At 68.8% G+C, this 3,756-nt stretch carries 3 protein-coding genes; 2 read left to right on the top strand and 1 reads right to left on the bottom strand.

What is annotated here, in order from left to right; translation table 11 throughout:
* On the bottom strand, window positions 1-2,077 hold a 2,077-nt coding region (locus VD972_RS32800; RefSeq protein WP_324992733.1), incomplete at its 3' end, for a DEAD/DEAH box helicase.
* Between the two features lie 68 nt (window positions 2,078-2,145).
* Between VD972_RS32800 and VD972_RS32795 the strand changes: the two genes are divergently transcribed.
* Together VD972_RS32795 and VD972_RS32790 are read left to right on the top strand one after the other, a co-directional pair.
* Complete coding sequence (locus VD972_RS32795; protein ID WP_324992732.1) at window positions 2,146-3,243, top strand: RNA polymerase factor sigma-32; 1,098 nt, start codon at window positions 2,146-2,148, stop codon at window positions 3,241-3,243.
* A 77-nt stretch (window positions 3,244-3,320) separates the two neighbouring features.
* Window positions 3,321-3,756: hypothetical protein (locus VD972_RS32790; RefSeq protein WP_324992731.1), on the top strand; the 436-nt coding region annotated here is incomplete at its 3' end.

Below are 3,756 nucleotides of genomic sequence, written 5' to 3'. Positions count from 1 at the left end.
CCACATAGGCATAGCCATAGGTGGGGCGGAGCAGGGGCTTGATCACCTTGCCACCGGGAGCCCCAGCGGACTCCAGCGCCGAGACGAACTTCGCATCGTCCAGGCCATCATCGGTGCCCAGGTTCACCCAGAGCTTCACCTCGCCCGGCCCCGCATCGGGCGAAGGAGCGGGCCGCGCGGCGCCCTCGGGACGCTCGGAGCGGGGCTTGCTCTTCTCCACCCGCAGCGTCTTGGTGCCGTGCTGCTTGCCGTTGAGGGCCTCGAAGGCCGCCACGTCCTCCTCGATGACGAAGACGTAGCCGAAGGTGGGGCGCAGCTCCGCGCGCAGCACCTTGCCCACGGGCGCGCCGGCATCCTCCAGCGCGGTGGCGACGCTGCCAGGCCCGAGCCCATCCGCGGTGCCCAGGTTCACCCACAGCTTGGCCTCACCCGGGCCTGCCTCCATGGAGGGGGCGAGGGCGGGGGCGGCGCCGCGCCGGGGCTCATCCCGGCGGGGCGGACGCGGCTGACGCTCCGCATGCTCGGTGCGGGGGGGACGCTCGCGTTCGCGCTCCCGCTCCCGGCGCTCGCCACGGTCTCCGCGCTCGCCACGGTCTCCGCGCTCCTTGCGTCCTTCGCGGCCTTCCCGTCCCTCACGCCGGCCCTCGGGCTTGCGCTCCTGGGGCGGGGGCTGCTTCTCGGTCTCCTGCGCGGCCTGGAGCTTCTCCATGCGCAGGTGGCTGAAGAAGTACTTGAGGAGGAAGGCGATCAGGTCATCGGCGTCCGAGCGCTGCTTGAGCTGCGTCGCCAGCGGGAGCATGCCCTCGAACACGCTGCCCGAGGCCCCGTCGCGGATCTCCCGCAGGTGGCGCTCGGTCCACAGGTGCATGGCCTCCTCGGGCGCGGGCATCTCGCGCATCTCGAACTTGATGCCGTACTTCTTCTCCAGCACGGTGTAGGTGGCCAGCTCGCGGCCGGAGAAGAGGTTGATGGCGGTGCCCTTGTTGCCGATGCGGCCGGTGCGGCCCACGCGGTGGAGGTACACCGCCGGATCCTCGGGCAGCGAGTAGTTGATGACGTACTCCAGCCCGGAGATGTCAATGCCGCGCGCCGCGATGTCCGTGGCCACCATGAAGGCCACCTCGCCGCGCTTCACCTTGCCCATCACCCGCTCGCGCTCCTTCTGCGGCAGGTCTCCGTTGAGCAGGTCCGCGTCGAAGCCGTTGCGGTTGAGCACCGCCGTCACCAGCGCCGTGTCATCCCGGGTGTTGCAGAAGATGATGGCGTTGACGGGCTCTTCCTTCTCCAGCACGTAGATGAGGTTGCGCGGCTTGGGGAAGGCGTCCGACACGTCGTAGCGGATGTGGTGGATGTGCTCCACCGTGAAGACGTCGCCGGACAGCAGCAGCGTCTCCGCGTTGGTGGTGTAGCGCGCGATCAGGTTCAGGATGTCGGTGGGGACCGTGGCGCTGAAGAGCAGCACCTGCCGGTTCTTCGGGAGCCTGTCGAGGATGCGCGTCACCTCCTCGTAGAAGCCCTGGTTGAGCATCTCGTCGGCCTCGTCCAGCACCGCATGGTCGCAGCCCTCGAGCTTGAGGTTGCCTCGGCCGATGTGGTCGAACACGCGGCCGGGCGTGCCGACGATGATGGGCGTGCCCTCCTCGAGCGCATCCTCCTGCTGCTTCATGGAGGCGCCGCCGTAGATGGCCGCCACCTTGATGCCCTTGTGCTTGCCCAGCTCCCGCAGCTCCTCGGCCACCTGGAGGGCCAGCTCGCGCGTGGGGCAGAGGATGAGGGCCCGGACCCGCCGGTCCTCCGGGGAGATCTTCTCCAGCAGGGGCAGGCCGAAGGCGGCCGTCTTTCCAGTGCCCGTCTTGCTGCGGACAATGAGATCCCGGCCTTCCATGGCTGGCTTGAAGGCCTTGGCCTGGACGGGGGTGGGGTGGGTGTAGCCGCGCTCGGCGATGGCGCGCCGGAGGGGCTCCGAGAGGTTCATGTCCTCGAAGCTGATGTCCGCGACGTACTCATCGGGACGACTCGGCGCGTCGATGTCAGGGGTGACCGAAGTAGGGGTTGGGTCTTGGGGAATGTCGCTCATCAGGCAGGGGCATAGCCCCTGCATTACCCTCTGGCAACAAGAGCCGTACTTTGCTGTATGGAGATCCCATGGCGAATGGGAGGAAGAGAACCAAAAGTCCGGCCTCCCGGCCCCGGGCGAAGCGCTCGGAGGCTCCGTCCCCCGAGGCGGAGGCCCCCGAGGTTGAGGCGGAGGCCGAGCCGGCCCTGGAGCCGGAGGCGCTGGAGCCCGAGCCGGAGGAGCTGGCCGAGGTCGACGCCGAGCTCGAGGGCTCGGGGGGCCCTGCTGTGCCCACGGTGGCCCTGGCTCCGGCGGTAGATGTCGGGCTCACGCGTCGGGATCCCCTCCAGGCCTACATGGCGGAGGTGACGCGGCACCCCCTGTTGACGCGGGAGGAGGAGCACACGCTCGCCAAGAAGTACCAGCAGACGGGGGACGTGCAGGCGGCCTACCGGCTGGTGGCGTCCAACCTGCGGCTGGTGGTGAAGCTGGCCCACGAGTACCACCGCAACCCGCTCGCCCTGCTGGACCTGGTGCAGGAGGGGAACATCGGGCTGATGCAGGCGGTGAAGAAGTACGACCCGGATCGGGGCGTGAAGCTGAGCTCGTACGCCGCGTGGTGGATCCGGGCGTACATCCTCCGCTACATCATGGACAACTGGAAGATGGTGAAGCTGGGGACGACGGAGGCCCAGCGGAAGCTCTTCTTCAAGCTGCGGCAGGAGCAGGACAGGCTGGTGGCCCAGGGCTTCGAGGCCAGCCCCAAGCTGCTGGCCGAGCGGCTCAACGTCACCGAGCAGGACGTGGTGGAGATGGACCAGCGGCTGGGGCACGACGAGCTGTCCATTGACGCGCCGGTGGGGGACGATCCGAAGAACACACGCGCGGACCGGTTCCTGCCCTCGACGGCGGCGGGGGCGGAGGAGAACCTGGGCAACGAGCAGCTCAAGGCGCTGTTCCGAGAGAAGCTGGCCGAGTTCTCCCGGTCGCTGGAGGGCAAGGAGCGCTTCATCTTCGAGAACCGGCTCACGGCGGACGAGCCGCTGACGCTGCAGGACATCGGGGACAAGTACGGGGTGAGCCGCGAGCGGGCGCGGCAGATCGAGGCGGCGCTCATCAACCGCATGCGCGAGTACATGCGCGAGCAGATCCCGGACTTCGACATGGTGGCGGTGCCCAAGGGCTGAGCGGGCAGGCGGCGGGGGGGTGCCAGGGGAGGGCGTATGCTGGGGACGGCGCTGTCTTCACGCCTCTGGAGGGCCGCATGTCGCGTCATGCATTTGCGTGGGGAAGCGCTGTCCTGGCCGCTGTCCTGCTGACTGGGTGCGCCGCTCAGCAGCGGGAGAACTTCCTGAGGGATCGGGCCGCGGAGCACGTGTACGCGCAGCCGCTCGAGGAGATGTGGCCGCGGGTGAAGGCGGTGCTGGAGGACAAGGGGTACTCGTGGCGGGAGATTCCGCACCGCTTCATCCTGGAGACGGAGTGGAAGGAGAACGGGGGCGGCACGCTGGGGCACTCGTACACGCGGTTCCTCATCGAGGGAATGCGGGTGAGGAGCGGGGGGGCCCTCCTGCGGGTGATGCGCAACGACGCCTCCTCGCAGCCCACGGCGGTGAGCTACGCGGGGACGATGGGGCCCACCAACAGCACCAAGGCCATCAATGACGCCATGGTCAACGCCTCCAACAGCAACACCACGG

Source organism: Hyalangium sp. (assembly GCF_035629615.1).
Taxonomy (GTDB): Bacteria; Myxococcota; Myxococcia; order Myxococcales; family Myxococcaceae; genus Hyalangium.
This window is presented reverse-complemented; position numbering and strand designations above follow the sequence as displayed.